This window comes from Serratia sp. SM04, from assembly GCF_040280225.1.
Taxonomy (GTDB): Bacteria; Pseudomonadota; Gammaproteobacteria; order Enterobacterales; family Enterobacteriaceae; genus Serratia; species Serratia sarumanii.
The window spans coordinates 1,172,736-1,187,033 of sequence record NZ_JBEOQT010000021.1 but is presented as its reverse complement, the minus strand read 5'-3'; the positions used below and the strand labels follow the sequence as shown (position 1 = coordinate 1,187,033).

Here is a 14,298-nt window from a genome sequence, read left to right as displayed (position 1 = left end):
ATTTGAATGACGGCATCAGAGGCGGTACCCTGTTAACATGCTCATGCGGGTAACCCGGGTGAAATATCAGTGTTGTAAAATTACATTTCACGCCTGGTTTCGTTATCCGACGTTATCGCAACACCAATATTTGCTTCACCAGTCAACGGAGTAATACATGTCCAGACGGCTCAGAAGAACCAAAATCGTTACCACCCTGGGTCCGGCTACTGACCGCGACAATAATCTGGAAAAGATCATTGCCGCCGGCGCCAACGTAGTTCGGCTTAACTTCTCCCACGGCAGCCCGGAAGATCACCAGGCTCGCGCTGACAAAGTGCGCGAAATCGCCGCAAAACTGGGACGTCACGTCGCTATACTCGGCGATCTGCAAGGGCCGAAAATCCGCGTCTCCACCTTCAAGGAAGGCAAAATCTTCCTCAACGTGGGCGATAAATTCCTGCTGGACGCCAACCTGTCAAAAGGCGAAGGCGATAAAGAAAAAGTCGGTATCGACTATAAAGGCCTGCCTGCCGACGTGGTGCCGGGCGATGTCCTGCTGCTCGACGACGGCCGCGTTCAGTTGAAAGTGCTCGAAGTTCAGGGCATGAAAGTGTTTACCGAAGTGACGGTCGGCGGCCCGCTGTCCAATAACAAGGGCATCAATAAGCTCGGCGGTGGCCTGTCGGCCGAAGCGCTGACCGAAAAAGACAAGGCGGACATCGTGACCGCCGCCAAGATTGGCGTCGACTATCTGGCGGTTTCCTTCCCGCGCACCGGTGAAGACCTGAACTATGCCCGCCGCCTGGCGCGCGACGCCGGCTGCAACGCCAAGATCGTGTCCAAGGTTGAGCGCGCCGAAGCGGTCTGCAGCGACGAAGCGATGGACGACATTATTCTGGCCTCCGACGTGGTGATGGTTGCCCGTGGCGATCTCGGCGTCGAAATCGGCGATCCGGAACTGGTCGGCATTCAGAAGAAACTGATCCGCCGCGCCCGTACCCTGAACCGCGCGGTGATCACCGCAACCCAGATGATGGAGTCGATGATCACCAACCCGATGCCGACCCGCGCCGAAGTCATGGACGTGGCCAACGCCGTGCTGGACGGCACCGACGCCGTTATGCTGTCGGCGGAAACCGCCGCCGGCCAATACCCGGCGGAAACCGTGGCGGCGATGGCGCGCGTTTGTCTGGGCGCCGAGAAGATCCCGAGCATCAATGTTTCCAAACACCGCCTGGACGTGCAGTTCGACAACATCGAAGAAGCGATTGCCATGTCTTCGATGTATGCCGCCAACCACCTGAAAGGCGTTACCGCGCTGATCGCCATGACCGAGTCCGGCCGCACCGCGCTGATGATGTCGCGCATCAGCTCCGGCCTGCCGATCTTCGCCATGTCGCGTCATGAGCATACGCTGAATCTGACCGCGCTGTATCGCGGCGTGACGCCGGTGTATTTCGACAGCCACAAAGACGGCGTGATCGCCGCCAATGAAGCCGTCAATCGCCTGCGCGACAAGGGCTTCCTGGTCTCCGGCGATCTGGTGATCGTTACCCAGGGCGACGTGATGGAAACCGTCGGCACCACCAATACCAGCCGTATCCTGCGCGTCGAGTAATCCACGCCGCAGACGAAATGCCGGCCGGCTCACGTTGGCCGGCATTTTTTTTGCCCCTGCACCGCCATGAACGACGGAGAACGCCATGCTCCACCAACACAATCCCGCAGCGAGCGGTGATGAGCTCGATCTCGACGGCCACGGCCTGACGCAGCTCGACGAGTCGCCGTTAGCCGGCCACGCGCTGCGCAAGATTAGCCTGTACGATAATCAGCTGACGACCCTCCCTGTCGCCCTCTTCAGGCACCGAAATCTGCGGGTGCTGAATATCTCCTGCAATCAGCTCGACCGCCTGCCGCCGGAGATTGGCCAGTTGCAACAGCTCGAGATGTTCGACTTTGGCCACAATCGCGCAAACGAACTCCCCGAAGAACTGGGGCAACTGCATCGGTTGAAATACCTCTATCTGAGCGATAACGGCTTTAGCGATCTGCCGCGCTCGCTGGCGCAGCTGCAGCAGTTGGTTTACCTCAACGCGACCGACAACCATTTAACCGTTTTGCCACAGGCGATACCGAGGCTGACGGCATTGCAGGAGCTGCGTTTATACAACAACCGCATCGGCAACCTGCCCGCCGAAATCGGGCAACTGCACGCGCTGCGCGAACTGCATATCATGAAAAATGCCCTGACCTCGCTGCCGGCGGAAATGGCACAGCTCGGTGAGCTGGAGATACTCGACGCGGCAAACAATGCCATCGCCGAGCTGCCGCAGGCCTTCTGTCGGTTGCCGCGGCTGAGCGAGCTGAACCTGCGTTTCAACCAGCTGACGCGCCTGCCGGAAAATATCGGCGAGCTGACGGCGCTGAGAAGTCTGGATCTGCGCGCCAACCGCCTGAGCGACCTGCCGGAAAGCCTCGGCGAACTGAGCCGACTGCGCAAACTGGACCTGCGCTGGAATGATTTCACCCGCACGCCTAAAGTCGTCGACATCCTGCGGGCTCGCGGCTGTAGGGTGCATATATGAAGAGACGCCGGCCGGATTGCGGCCCGGCCGGCGTTAGCGGCAGAAAGGATTAACGATACAGATCGTCGCGCGAGTAAGGTTCAATCTCCCCTTCCTTGCGCGTCTTCAGCAGTTTGAGGATCCAGGTATACTGCTCCGGATTCGGGCCCACCAGATTTTCCACTTCTTCATTCATGCGGCGGGCAATGCGCGGATCGTCGGCTTCGGCCAGATCGTCCATCGGCTCGCGAATATAAATATCCAGCATGCTGGTTTTGCCGTCGTACACCGGGAACAAAGGCACGATCGCCGCGCGACACACCTTCATCAGCCGCCCCACCGCCGGCAGCGTCGCCTTATAGGTGGCGAAGAAATCGACGAACTCGCTGTGCTCGGCGCCGTGATCCTGATCGGGCAGATAGTAACCCCAATACCCCTGCCGCACCGAACTGATAAACGGTTTGATGCCGTCGTTGCGCGCGTGCATGCGGCCGCCGAATTTACGCCGCACGGCGTTCCACAGGTAGTCGATCAGCTGATTGCGCTGGTTGTGGAACATCGCCGCCATCGGTTGGCCGCGCGCGGCCATCAGCATCGCCGGCACATCCACCGCCCAGCCGTGAGGCACCAGGAAAATCACGTTGCGCCCTTCCGCCCGGATCTTGTCCAGCACCTCTTCACCGTGCCAACGCACGCGCTTGAGCACTTTCTCGGGCTTGGTGCAGGCCAGCTCCGCCATCAGCACCATCGACTGCGGCGCACAGGCGAACATCTGGTCGATAATGTGCTCGCGGTCGCTTTCCGGCAGCCCCGGCAAGCAATACAGCAGGTTGATGCGGGCACGGCGGCGCGCGCCCTTCGCCAGCTTGCCGGCCAGTTTGCCGACCGCACCCAGCACCGGATCGCGCAGGCGCGCGGGCACCAGCGAAATGCCAGCCATCAGGCCGGTTCCCAACCACACGCCCCAGTAGCGCGGATATAAAAAGGCTTTTTGAAACTGCGGGATGAACTCTACGTTCGATTTCTTCTCGTTTTGCATGCACATGCTCTTAGCTTAGCGATTCGGCTAATCATAATTGCCATCACCGATTTTGCAATTAACAACCGCGAACCGCCCAGATAAAACAACATCGGCCCGCAATCAGGCCGATGAAATTAGCGGCGCCGAAGCGCCGGAAAAAGGGGGACGTTAATCCAACTGCAGTTGAGGAACCACTTCCTTCACCTGTGCCAGATAATCGCTGCGGTCTTTGCCGCCCAGCCCTTCGGAACGCGGCAGCTTGGCCGTCAGCGGGTTCACCGCCTGTTGGCCGGTCCACAGTTCAAAGTGCAGGTGCGGCCCGGTGGAGCGGCCGGTGTTGCCGGAGAGCGCAATGCGATCGCCGCGTTTCACCTTCTGGCCCGGTTTCACCAGCAGCTTTTTCAGGTGCATATAGCGCGTGGTGTACTGGCGACCGTGACGGATCGCCACATAGTTGCCCGCCGCGCCGCTGCGCTTGGCGATCACCACTTCACCGTCGCCGACCGCCAGCACCGGCGTGCCGACCGGCATGGCGAAATCGACGCCTTTGTGCGGCGCCACGCGGCCGGTCACCGGGTTCACGCGGCGCGGGTTGAAGTTGGAGGAGATGCGGAACTGTTTCATGGTCGGGAAACGCATGAAGCCGCGCGCCAGGCCTGAGCCCTGGCGATCGTAGAATTTGCCGTCTTCGGCGCGGATCGCGTAGTAATCCTTGCCGCCGGTGCGCAGACGCACGCCCAACAGCTGGCTTTGCGATTTCTTGCCGTCGAAATGCTCGCGCGACATCAGCACGGAGAACTGGTCGCCTTTGCGCAGCTTGCGGAAATCGAGCTGCCACTGCAGCGCCTTAATCACCGAGTTGATTTCGTTACGGCTCAGCCCGGCGTCGCCGGCGCTGCTGACGAAGCTGCCGTTGACCCGACCGCTGATCACGTTGTTGCGCCATTCGCCCTGCTGTGCCTCTTTCGACTCTTTGAAGCTGTTGCCGACGCGGTCATAGGTGCGGGTTTCGCGGCGGGAAACTTCCCAGGTCAACTGCTGCAGATCGCCCGCATCGTTCACGGTCCACGACAGCTGTTGGCCGATCTTCAGATTACGCAGGTCGCGGTTTTGCGAGGCCAGCAGCGTGACATCCGACATATCGATGCCATATTGCGTCAGAATGCTGCCGAGGGTGTCGCCGGTGGAAACCACATATTCATGCACGCCATCGTCGCCGGCGTCTTTCTGATCCAGCTCATCCTGCGGGATTTCGTCATCGGGGGTGGGTTGGTCGGCATCAATCGGCTCACTGGCTTCAGGGAGCAATGACCGCATCTGGCTGGATTCTAACTCGACGCTCTTGGCGATGGGATTGTGTTCTGGGTGGTAAACAAAAGGCCGCCAAACAGCGACGGCCAATGTGACGACTGTCAGCGACCCCAGCATGACGCGGTGGGGCCGTGGCAGGTTGTTATACGCCAGAGCGATAGTTCGGACTATCTGCTGCACTCGATATTATCCTCATAAGCTTTACTTCAGGCAGCTCACGTACTGGTTTGACAGCTGAGTCAGGAATTTCCCGTAGCTGTCCTTCCCCAGCGCGATGCCGATGCCCAGCGGGTCCAGCGTTCCGGAACGCACTTTGGTACCCTTGGCGACGGCATTGATTACGGCCGGCCTGAATTGTGGCTCAGCAAAAACGCATACCGCTTTCTGCTCAACCAACTGTGTTCGAATTTGGTGTAGGCGCTGTGCTCCAGGCTGAATTTCGGGATTGACGGTGAAATGGCCCAGCGGACTCAAACCGTAGTGTTTCTCAAAGTAGCCGTAAGCATCATGAAAAACAAAATAACCCTTACCTTGCACAGGCGTAAGCATGTTACCAACATTTTTGTCAGTTTGCGTCAGCAGATTCTCGAACTGGCGCAGGTTTGCGTCTAATTTGTCCTTATTTTGCGGCATAAGTTCCAACAATCTGTCGTGAATCGCGATCGCGGTCACTTTTGCTATCTCCGGCGACAACCAAACGTGCATATTGTGCTCGCCGTGATGATGCCCATGATCGTCATCGGCATGGTTATGCGCTTCGCCTGCATGATCATGATCGTCGTCCTCTTCGCCTTTCATCAGCAGCGGCTTCACCGCCGGCAGTTCGCTGATGGCCAGCTTTCGGGTCGCCGAGATCGGCACCAACGCCTTATTCAGGAACGCCTCCATATCCGGCCCAACCCACAGCACCAGGTCCGCGGAACGCAAGCGCTGGATATCGGAAGGACGCAACGCAAAATCGTGCGGTGAAGCGCCATCCGGCAGCAACACTTCGGTCGGCGTCACGCCGTCGGCGATGGCCGAAGCGATAAAGCCCAACGGACGAATCGAGGTCACGACCGCAGCGGAAGCGCTGCTCAGCGGGCCGGCCATCAACAGTGCGCTGGCCAGCAGCGTGCGCTGCAGCCATTTATTTTTCTTTGCCATCATCAGTAATCCCATCGTTTTCATCAACAAGGCGTGATATTATAACATTCGCTTCGTTCTGCAACCTGTAATCTCGAGATGTCTACACTGATAACGCTAAAAAATATCTCCGTCGCCTTCGGCAGCCGCAAGGTGCTGTCGAACATTTCCCTCAGCCTGCAACCCGGCCGTATTCTCACGCTGCTGGGCCCGAACGGCGCGGGCAAGTCTACGTTGGTGCGCGTGGTGCTGGGATTGGTCAAACCGACCGCCGGCACGCTGGAGCGTGAGCCCGATCTGCGCATCGGCTACGTGCCGCAAAAGTTGCACCTCGACGCCACCTTGCCGCTGACCGTCAGCCGCTTTATGCGCCTCAAGCCCGGCGTAAAGAAAGCCGACATTCTGCCGGCGCTCAAGCGCGTGCACGCCGCTCACCTGCTCGACCAGCCGATGCAAAAGCTCTCCGGCGGTGAAAACCAGCGGGTGTTGCTGGCGCGAGCGCTGCTGAACAAACCGCAGCTGCTGGTGCTGGACGAACCCACGCAGGGAGTGGACGTCAACGGCCAGCTGGCGCTGTACGATCTCATCGATCAGCTGCGTAAAGAGCTGGGCTGCGCCGTGCTGATGGTATCGCACGATCTGCATCTGGTGATGGCGAAAACCGACGAGGTCTTGTGCCTCAATCAGCACATCTGCTGCTCCGGGGCGCCGGAGGTGGTGTCGATTCATCCCGAATTCATCGCCATGTTCGGCAACCGCGGCGCAGAGCAACTGGCGGTGTATCGCCACCATCACAATCACCGCCACGACCTGCAGGGAAGAATTGTCTTGAAGAAAACCGGGAGCCGCGAAGCATGATCGAACTGTTACTTCCCGGCTGGCTGGCCGGCGTGTTGTTGGCCGGCGCCGCCGGGCCGCTGGGCTCCTTTGTGGTCTGGCGCCGCATGTCCTACTTCGGCGACACCCTGGCGCATGCCTCGCTGCTCGGCGTCGCCTTTGGTCTGCTGCTCGACATCAATCCTTTCTATGCGGTGATCGCCATTACGCTGCTGCTGGCTCTGGCCCTGGTGTGGCTGGAACGCCGCCCGCAGCTTTCGGTGGATACCCTGCTCGGCATTCTGGCCCACAGCGCCCTGTCGCTGGGCCTGGTAGTGGTGGCGCTGATGTCCAACGTACGGGTCGATCTGATGGCCTATCTGTTCGGCGATCTGCTGTCGGTCACGCTGAGCGATATCATGATGATCGCCGGCGGCGTCGCCGTGGTGCTGTTGGTGCTGTGGTGGCAGTGGCGCGATCTGCTGTCGATGACCATCAGCCCGGAGCTGGCGCACGTCGACGGCGTCAATCTGGCGCGGGCGCGCACCGTGCTGATGCTGGTGACCGCGTTGACCATCGGCCTGGCGATGAAATTCGTCGGCGCGCTGATCATCACTTCGCTGCTGATCATTCCCGCAGCCACCGCTCGCCGCTTCGCGCGCACGCCGGAACAGATGGCCGGCGTCGCGGTGCTCCTCGGCATGGTGGCCGTCACCGGCGGCCTGACTTTCTCGGCGTGTTACGATACGCCGGCCGGCCCTTCGGTAGTGCTCTGCGCCGCCGTGCTGTTCACGCTGAGCCTGTTAAAAAAACAGCAGGCTTGATTGAAGCCAGAACCAGAATATGACGAGGGCCGCAGATGCGGCCCTTTCTACTGCTGACAGAGGAGGAAAAAACGCGGTTTTTCCTCCTCTGTGGTGAGCAGCCGAAAATCAATGAATTGATTTTCCTTATTTTTTATATGCGCCTTCTATTAATCCGATAACGTCATCAAGTTCAATATTAACGTCAAGGGCCGCAGATGCGGCCCTTTTGTATGGAGGATGGCAAACTTATGCTTCGCGTTCCAGCCCGAAATGCCGGTAGGCATGCTGGGTCGCCAAACGGCCGCGCGGCGTGCGCTGGATAAAGCCCTGCTGGATCAGGAACGGCTCGATCACGTCCTCGATGGTTTCGCGCTCTTCGCCGATCGCCGCAGCCAGGTTGTCCAGCCCGACCGGGCCGCCGGTAAACTTGTCGATAATCGCCAACAGCAGCTTGCGATCCATATAGTCGAAGCCTTCGGCGTCAACGTTGAGCATATCGAGCGCCTGCGCCGCCACCGCGCCGCTGATCACGCCGTTGGCGCGCACCTCGGCAAAGTCGCGCACCCGGCGCAACAGGCGGTTGGCGATACGCGGCGTACCGCGCGCACGGCGGGCCACTTCATGGGCACCCTCGTCGGACAGCTCCAGCCCCAGGCAACCGGCGCTGCGCGAGACGATGTGCTGCAGATCCGCCACCTGATAAAACTCCAACCGCTGGACAATGCCGAAACGATCGCGCAGCGGCGAGGTCAGCGAGCCGGCGCGGGTGGTGGCGCCCACCAAGGTAAACGGCGGCAGATCGAGCTTAATCGAACGCGCCGCCGGCCCTTCGCCGATCATGATATCCAGCTGATAGTCTTCCATCGCCGGATACAGCACCTCTTCCACCACCGGAGACAAACGGTGGATTTCGTCGATGAACAACACGTCGTGCGGTTCGAGGTTGGTCAGCATCGCCGCCAAATCACCCGCCTTCTCCAGCACCGGGCCGGACGTGGTGCGCAGATTCACGCCCATTTCGTTGGCCACGATGTTGGCCAGGGTGGTCTTCCCTAAGCCCGGCGGGCCGAAGATCAGCAGATGGTCGAGCGCGTCGCCGCGCTGCTTGGCCGCCTGGATGAAGATCTCCATCTGCTCGCGCACGTGCGGCTGGCCCACGTATTCGGTCAACAGCTTGGGACGAATGGCGCGATCGAGGACTTCTTCCTCGTTGATCGGTTCGGCGGAGATCAGGCGATCGGCTTCAATCATTATCTACCTCTTAGCGGCCTTACAAAGCCGCGCGCAGCGCGTCGCGGATCAGGGTCTCGCAGTCGGCGCCCGGTTTGGCAATTTTGCTGATCATGCGGCTGGCTTCCTGCGGCTTATAGCCCAGTGCCACCAACGCCGAGACAGCTTCGGCTTCTGCGTCCGCTTCCGGCGCGTTGGCGGCGGCGGACGGCAGGCTGATCTCGCTGCTGCTGTTGAACAGATCGCCGTTCAGCCCTTTGAAGCGGTCTTTCATCTCTACCACCAGGCGCTCGGCGGTTTTCTTGCCTACGCCCGGCAGCTTGACCAGCGCGGTGATCTCTTCGCGCTCCACCGCGCTGACGAACTGCTGCGCGGACATGCCCGACAGGATCGCTAGAGCCAGCTTCGGCCCGACGCCATTGACCTTGATCAGCTCGCGAAACAGCGCGCGCTCCTGCTTGTCGTTGAAACCGTACAGCAGCTGCGCGTCTTCACGCACCACGAAGTGGGTAAACACGATGGCCTCTTGCCCCAGTTCCGGCAGCTCGTAAAAGCAGGTCATCGGCATGTGTACCTCATAGCCCACGCCGTTCGCCTCCAGTAACACCAGCGGCGGCTGCTTTTCCAGAATATTTCCCCTGAGACGACCTATCATTTACCCTCCTGCAGAATGACCGGGCATGGCGCCCTGCCATGCCGTTGCTGGTAAAGCTTATAACATAAAAAAGGCTGGATGAATATCCAGCCTGAGCAATCATCGCTTTGCGTCAGCGCAAACGCCCGCGCGCCAGGTTCAACCGCCCTTCGCTCATCCGCAGCACGTTCTGGCTGAGGTGGCAGTGGGTAATGGCGATGGCCAGGGCATCGGCGGCGTCCGCCTGCGGGTTGGCCGAGAGTTTGAGCAGCGAGCGCACCATGTGCTGTACCTGCGCCTTTTCGGCCGCGCCGGTGCCGACCACGGTCTGTTTGACCTGCCGCGCCGCATACTCGAACACTTCCAGATTCTGATTCACCGCCGCGACGATCGCGACGCCGCGCGCCTGGCCGAGCTTGAGCGCCGAATCCGGGTTCTTGGCCATAAACACCTGTTCGATGGCGAAGAAATCGGGCTGAAACTGGGTGATGATCTCACTGACGCCGGCGTAAATCAGCTTCAGCCGCGTCGGCATGTCGTCCACCACCGTGCGGATGCAGCCGCTGGCGATATAGCTCAACTGACGCCCCTGCTGGCGGATAAGGCCATAGCCGGTGACGCGTGAGCCGGGATCGATACCGAGTATGATCGCCATATCTACATCCACCTTGCATGCACGGCGCCGCCGAACGGCGGCGCCCGTTTTACCGGATTACAGCGTCGCCGCCACTTCGTCGGAGATTTCACCGTTATGGTAAACTTCCTGCACGTCGTCGCAGTCTTCCAGCATATCGATCAGGCGCAGCAGCTTAGGCGCGGTTTCCGCGTCCATGTCGGCCTTGGTCGATGGGATCATCGACACTTCCGCCGCTTCGGCTTCGAAGCCCGCCGCGGTCAGCGCGTCTTTCACCGCGCCCAGGCTTTCCCAGGCGGTGAACACATCGATGGCGCCGTCGTCATAGGTCACGATGTCTTCCGCACCGGCTTCCAGCGCCGCTTCCATCACGCTGTCTTCATCCAGGCCCGGTGCGTAGGTGATCACGCCCTTCTTGGTGAACAGGTAAGCCACGGAACCGTCGGTGCCGAGGTTGCCGCCGCATTTGGTGAAGGCGTGGCGCACTTCCGCCACGGTGCGGTTACGGTTGTCGCTCAGGCATTCGATCATCACGGCGGTGCCGCCAGGGCCGTAACCTTCATAGATGATGGTTTCCATATTGGTATCATCATCGCCGCCCACGCCGCGCGCGATTGCACGGTTCATGGTGTCGCGCGTCATGTTGTTCGACAGCGCCTTGTCCATCGCCGCGCGCAGACGCGGGTTGGAATCCGGATCGCCGCCGCCCAGCTTGGCGGCCGTGACCAGCTCACGAATAATCTTGGTGAAAATTTTACCGCGCTTGGCGTCCTGCGCCGCTTTACGGTGCTTTGTGTTGGCCCACTTACTATGACCTGCCATAAAAAATCTCCGAAAAAAACTACTGGACTGAATTGATCACGAACTCTTCAATCGCCTGCTGATTGCTCCACGACTTGGTCAACTTCACGGCCTCGGCCGCCTCAAGCCATTGGTAAGCGTGATGCTCGGTAATCACCGGATCGCGCTCTTCGGGCAACGCCAGACAGAACCAGTGCTCTTTATTGCGCGTGGTTCCCGGCGCATAGCGATGTCGCAAATGGACAAAGAGTTCAAACTCCACGCAGCGCTGGCAATCGAACAACGGCAGGTGCTCTGCTTCGATATCGATGCCGACTTCTTCCATGACTTCACGCCGCGCGGCATGCGGCGGCGACTCATCCTGTTCCAGGCTGCCGGTGACCGACTGCCAGAACTCGGTATCGTCGCGCCGCTGTAACATCAGCACCCGACCACTGGATTTCGCGTAAATCACTACCAGGATAGATTCAGGGCGCTTGTAACTCATCACTCGCTCTCTTGTTCCGCACCGGCTTTCTTTACCACGCTGATCGCCAGCTCCTGCAGCGCAGCCGGGTTGGCGAAGCTCGGCGCGTCGGTCATCAGACAGGCCGCCGCGGTGGTTTTCGGGAAGGCGATGACGTCGCGGATGTTGTCGGTGCCGGTCAACAGCATCACCAGACGATCCAGGCCGAAGGCCAGGCCGGCGTGCGGCGGCGTACCGTACTTCAGCGCGTCCAGCAGGAAGCCGAACTTCTCGCGCTGTTCGTGTTCGTTAATGCCCAGAATGCTGAACACCGTCTGCTGCATTTCGCTACGGTGGATACGCACCGAACCGCCGCCCACTTCGTAACCGTTGATCACCATGTCATAGGCGTTGGCGATGGCGTTGACCGGCGCTGCCGCCAGCTCTTCCGGGCTCATGTCGCGTGGCGAGGTGAACGGGTGGTGCATGGCCGCCAGGCCGCCCTCTTCGTCTTCTTCGAACATCGGGAAGTCAACCACCCACAGCGGTGCCCAGCTGTCGAGTTGGGTCAGCGCCAGATCGCGCCCCAGCTTCAGGCGCAGCGCGCCCATCGCATCGGTGACAATCTTGACGCTGTCGGCGCCGAAGAACAGGATATCGCCGGTCTGCGCATCGGTGCGCGCCAGGATGCCTTCCAGCACGTCTGCACTGAGGAATTTGGCGATCGGGCTCTGCACGCCTTCCATGCCGGCGGCGCGGTCGTTGACCTTCAGCCACGCCAGGCCTTTGGCGCCGTAGATGTTGACGAAAGCGCCGTACTCGTCGATCTGCTTGCGGGTCAGCTGCGCGCCGCCCGGTACGCGGATCGCCGCCACGCGGCCTTTGGCGTCGTTGGCCGGGCCGGAGAAGACTTTAAACTCGACGTCCTTGACCAGGTCGGCCACGTCCACCAGCTCCAGCGGGTTACGCAGGTCCGGCTTGTCGGAGCCAAAGCGACGCATCGCTTCGGCGAAGGTCATGACCGGGAAATCGCCCAGATCCACGCCCTTCACGTCCAGCCACAGTTCGCGCGCCAACTTCTCCATCACTTCACGCACCTGATCGGCGGTCATGAAGGAGGTTTCGACGTCGATCTGGGTGAATTCAGGCTGACGGTCCGCACGCAGGTCTTCGTCACGGAAGCATTTGACGATCTGGTAGTAACGATCGAAGCCGGACATCATCAGCAGCTGTTTGAACAGCTGCGGGGACTGCGGCAGCGCGTAGAATTTGCCCTTGTGTACGCGGCTCGGCACCAGGTAATCGCGGGCGCCTTCCGGCGTCGCCTTGGTCAGCATCGGCGTTTCGATATCGAGGAAGCCGTGGCTGTCCATGAAGCGGCGCACGAAGCTGGTGATTTTGGCGCGGGTCTTCAGACGCTCGGCCATTTCCGGGCGGCGCAGATCCAGGTAGCGGTATTTCAGGCGCGCTTCTTCGCTGTTGACCTGATTGGAGTCCAGCGGCAGCGGCTCGGAGCGGTTGATGATCTCCAGCGCGTGGGCGAACACTTCCACTTCGCCGGTGGCCATATCTTTATTGATCTGGCTGTCCGGACGCGCACGCACGGTGCCGACGATCTGGATGCAGAACTCATTGCGCAGGTCGTAGGCCTTGTCGAACGCCACTTTCTGGTCCGGATCGAAGAACACCTGCACGATGCCTTCGCGGTCGCGCATATCAATAAAGATCAGGCCGCCGAGATCGCGACGACGATTGACCCAACCACACAGAGTGACTTCCTGGCCCACGTGGGACAGATTCAACTGCCCGCAATATTCAGTACGCATACGCTATCCTTTTACACAGCCGATGCCGCGCCGGGCTACTGCGCCCCTGTCGCGCGGCTGTTATCTGATAAATTCTACTTGTTACCCGGTTTAAAATCCGTCGCATACCAGCCGGTGCCCTTAAGCTGGAAACCGGAGGATGAAATCAACTTGGTCAACGCGGGCTGCCCACACGCCGGGCAGTCTGCCAGCGGCGCATCGGAAAATTTTTGCAATTTCTCTAACCGATGGTTGCAAGCACCACATGCATATTCATAAATCGGCATAGGTCGTTGGATTAAAGAGTGTTGAAAAAAGGGAGTCATTATAAAGGAAATTCATCCGCCCGATAAGTGCGAACACAGCATTGTTACTGCACTAAATGGCGCGTTTTTGCTCGAATCAACACATCGGTTAACAAATTTCCCATTAACCTGCGACAGTTTTTTCACGTAGCCTGATTCTCCCCCGGTTTTGCGCCGAACGCAGCTCGCCCGGCGCGCCGATCAGTTTTTATCCACTTCGCAACGAGATGAAATCCATGCTGAAACTTGACGCCCAAACCACCGCTCTGGTGCTGATCGATTTGCAAAACGGCATTCTGCCCTACGCCGGCGGCCCGCACAGCGCCGACCAGGTGGTGGCGAACGCCGCCCTGCTGGCCGCTCGTTTTCGTCTGCTGAGCGCGCCGGTGCTGCTGGTGCGCGTCGGCTGGTCAGACTCCTTCGCCGAAGCGCTGAAACAGCCGGTGGACAAGCCGGCTCCCGCGCCCGCCGGCGGCTTGCCGGCCAGTTGGTGGGAATTCCCCGCGCCGCTGGCGGTCTGCGACAGCGATATTCTGGTCATCAAGCGCCAATGGGGCGCCTTCTATGGCACCGATCTGGATTTGCAGCTGCGCCGTCGCGGCATCAAATCCGTGGTATTGGGTGGCATATCCACCAATATCGGCGTGGAATCCACCGCCCGCGCCGCCTGGGAGCATGGCTATGAGCTGGTGATCGCCGAAGATGTCTGCAGCGCGCAGAACGCGGAAATGCACCGTTTCGCGTTCGAACACATCTTCCCGCGTTTGGCGCGGGTGCGCGACACCGGCGAAATTCTTGCCGCGCTCGAGCGGTAACGTT

15 protein-coding genes are annotated in these 14,298 nt (G+C 60.1%); 5 read left to right on the top strand and 10 right to left on the bottom strand.

Going from position 1 to position 14,298, the window contains the following annotated elements; translation table 11 throughout:
- Window positions 1-157: 157 nt before the first annotated feature.
- The gene (pyk, locus tag ABTW55_RS20120; RefSeq protein ID WP_019452801.1) at window positions 158-1,600 is read left to right on the top strand and encodes a pyruvate kinase; all 1,443 of its coding nucleotides are present in this window, start codon (window positions 158-160) and stop codon (window positions 1,598-1,600) included.
- An 85-nt stretch (window positions 1,601-1,685) separates the two neighbouring features.
- The gene (locus ABTW55_RS20115) at window positions 1,686-2,567 is read left to right on the top strand and encodes a leucine-rich repeat domain-containing protein (RefSeq protein WP_060421378.1); all 882 of its coding nucleotides are present in this window, start codon (window positions 1,686-1,688) and stop codon (window positions 2,565-2,567) included.
- Window positions 2,568-2,616: 49 nt separating this feature from the next.
- On the opposite strand, the gene lpxM is transcribed toward ABTW55_RS20115, so the two are convergent.
- The 3 genes from lpxM to znuA form a co-directional block, all read right to left on the bottom strand.
- Window positions 2,617-3,585 (bottom strand): lauroyl-Kdo(2)-lipid IV(A) myristoyltransferase, encoded by a 969-nt coding sequence (gene lpxM, locus ABTW55_RS20110; protein WP_033638507.1) that lies wholly within the window; start codon window positions 3,583-3,585, stop codon window positions 2,617-2,619.
- Between the two features lie 150 nt (window positions 3,586-3,735).
- Window positions 3,736-5,058 carry a murein DD-endopeptidase MepM gene (gene mepM, locus ABTW55_RS20105; protein WP_033654402.1) on the bottom strand — a complete coding sequence of 441 codons (1,323 nt, stop codon included), beginning with the start codon at window positions 5,056-5,058 and terminating at the stop codon, window positions 3,736-3,738.
- A gap of 21 nt (window positions 5,059-5,079) precedes the next feature.
- On the bottom strand, window positions 5,080-6,024 hold the full coding sequence (gene znuA / locus ABTW55_RS20100; protein WP_060422318.1) for a zinc ABC transporter substrate-binding protein ZnuA: 945 nt from the start codon (window positions 6,022-6,024) through the stop codon (window positions 5,080-5,082).
- 78 nt (window positions 6,025-6,102) lie between these two features.
- Between znuA and znuC the strand changes: the two genes are divergently transcribed.
- Window positions 6,103-6,861: a zinc ABC transporter ATP-binding protein ZnuC gene (gene znuC, locus ABTW55_RS20095; RefSeq protein ID WP_060421383.1), complete on the top strand. Its 759-nt coding sequence runs from the start codon at window positions 6,103-6,105 to the stop codon at window positions 6,859-6,861.
- Entirely contained in the window at window positions 6,858-7,643 is a 786-nt protein-coding gene (gene znuB, locus ABTW55_RS20090) for a zinc ABC transporter permease subunit ZnuB (protein ID WP_060421135.1), read from the top strand. Before znuC ends, znuB begins: the two co-directional genes overlap by 4 nt.
- 228 nt (window positions 7,644-7,871) lie before the next feature.
- Here the strand turns inward: znuB and ruvB are convergent, their stop codons facing one another.
- The 7 genes from ruvB to ABTW55_RS20055 all read right to left on the bottom strand — a co-directional run bounded on the left by ruvB (window position 7,872) and on the right by ABTW55_RS20055 (window position 13,461).
- On the bottom strand, window positions 7,872-8,876 hold the full coding sequence (gene ruvB / locus ABTW55_RS20085) for a Holliday junction branch migration DNA helicase RuvB (protein ID WP_025303125.1): 1,005 nt from the start codon (window positions 8,874-8,876) through the stop codon (window positions 7,872-7,874).
- 19 nt (window positions 8,877-8,895) lie between these two features.
- Window positions 8,896-9,510, bottom strand: a complete 615-nt coding sequence (ruvA, locus tag ABTW55_RS20080; RefSeq protein WP_033634852.1) for a Holliday junction branch migration protein RuvA — start codon at window positions 9,508-9,510, stop codon at window positions 8,896-8,898.
- A 112-nt stretch (window positions 9,511-9,622) separates the two neighbouring features.
- Window positions 9,623-10,144 carry a crossover junction endodeoxyribonuclease RuvC gene (ruvC, locus tag ABTW55_RS20075; protein WP_004932367.1) on the bottom strand — a complete coding sequence of 174 codons (522 nt, stop codon included), beginning with the start codon at window positions 10,142-10,144 and terminating at the stop codon, window positions 9,623-9,625.
- Between the two features lie 57 nt (window positions 10,145-10,201).
- Entirely contained in the window at window positions 10,202-10,945 is a 744-nt protein-coding gene (locus ABTW55_RS20070) for a YebC/PmpR family DNA-binding transcriptional regulator (RefSeq protein WP_004932370.1), read from the bottom strand.
- 19 nt (window positions 10,946-10,964) lie between these two features.
- Window positions 10,965-11,411, bottom strand: a complete 447-nt coding sequence (nudB, locus tag ABTW55_RS20065) for a dihydroneopterin triphosphate diphosphatase (RefSeq protein ID WP_004932373.1) — start codon at window positions 11,409-11,411, stop codon at window positions 10,965-10,967.
- The gene (gene aspS / locus ABTW55_RS20060) at window positions 11,411-13,195 is read right to left on the bottom strand and encodes an aspartate--tRNA ligase (RefSeq protein WP_043147580.1); all 1,785 of its coding nucleotides are present in this window, start codon (window positions 13,193-13,195) and stop codon (window positions 11,411-11,413) included. Before aspS ends, nudB begins: the two co-directional genes overlap by 1 nt.
- Window positions 13,196-13,269: 74 nt before the next feature.
- Complete coding sequence (locus ABTW55_RS20055) at window positions 13,270-13,461, bottom strand: FmdB family zinc ribbon protein (protein ID WP_033632845.1); 192 nt, start codon at window positions 13,459-13,461, stop codon at window positions 13,270-13,272.
- Between the two features lie 254 nt (window positions 13,462-13,715).
- Between ABTW55_RS20055 and ABTW55_RS20050 the strand changes: the two genes are divergently transcribed.
- A complete protein-coding gene (locus tag ABTW55_RS20050) occupies window positions 13,716-14,294 on the top strand; it encodes a hydrolase (RefSeq protein ID WP_060422320.1) in 579 nt (192 codons plus the stop codon).
- Window positions 14,295-14,298: the final 4 nt, after the last annotated feature.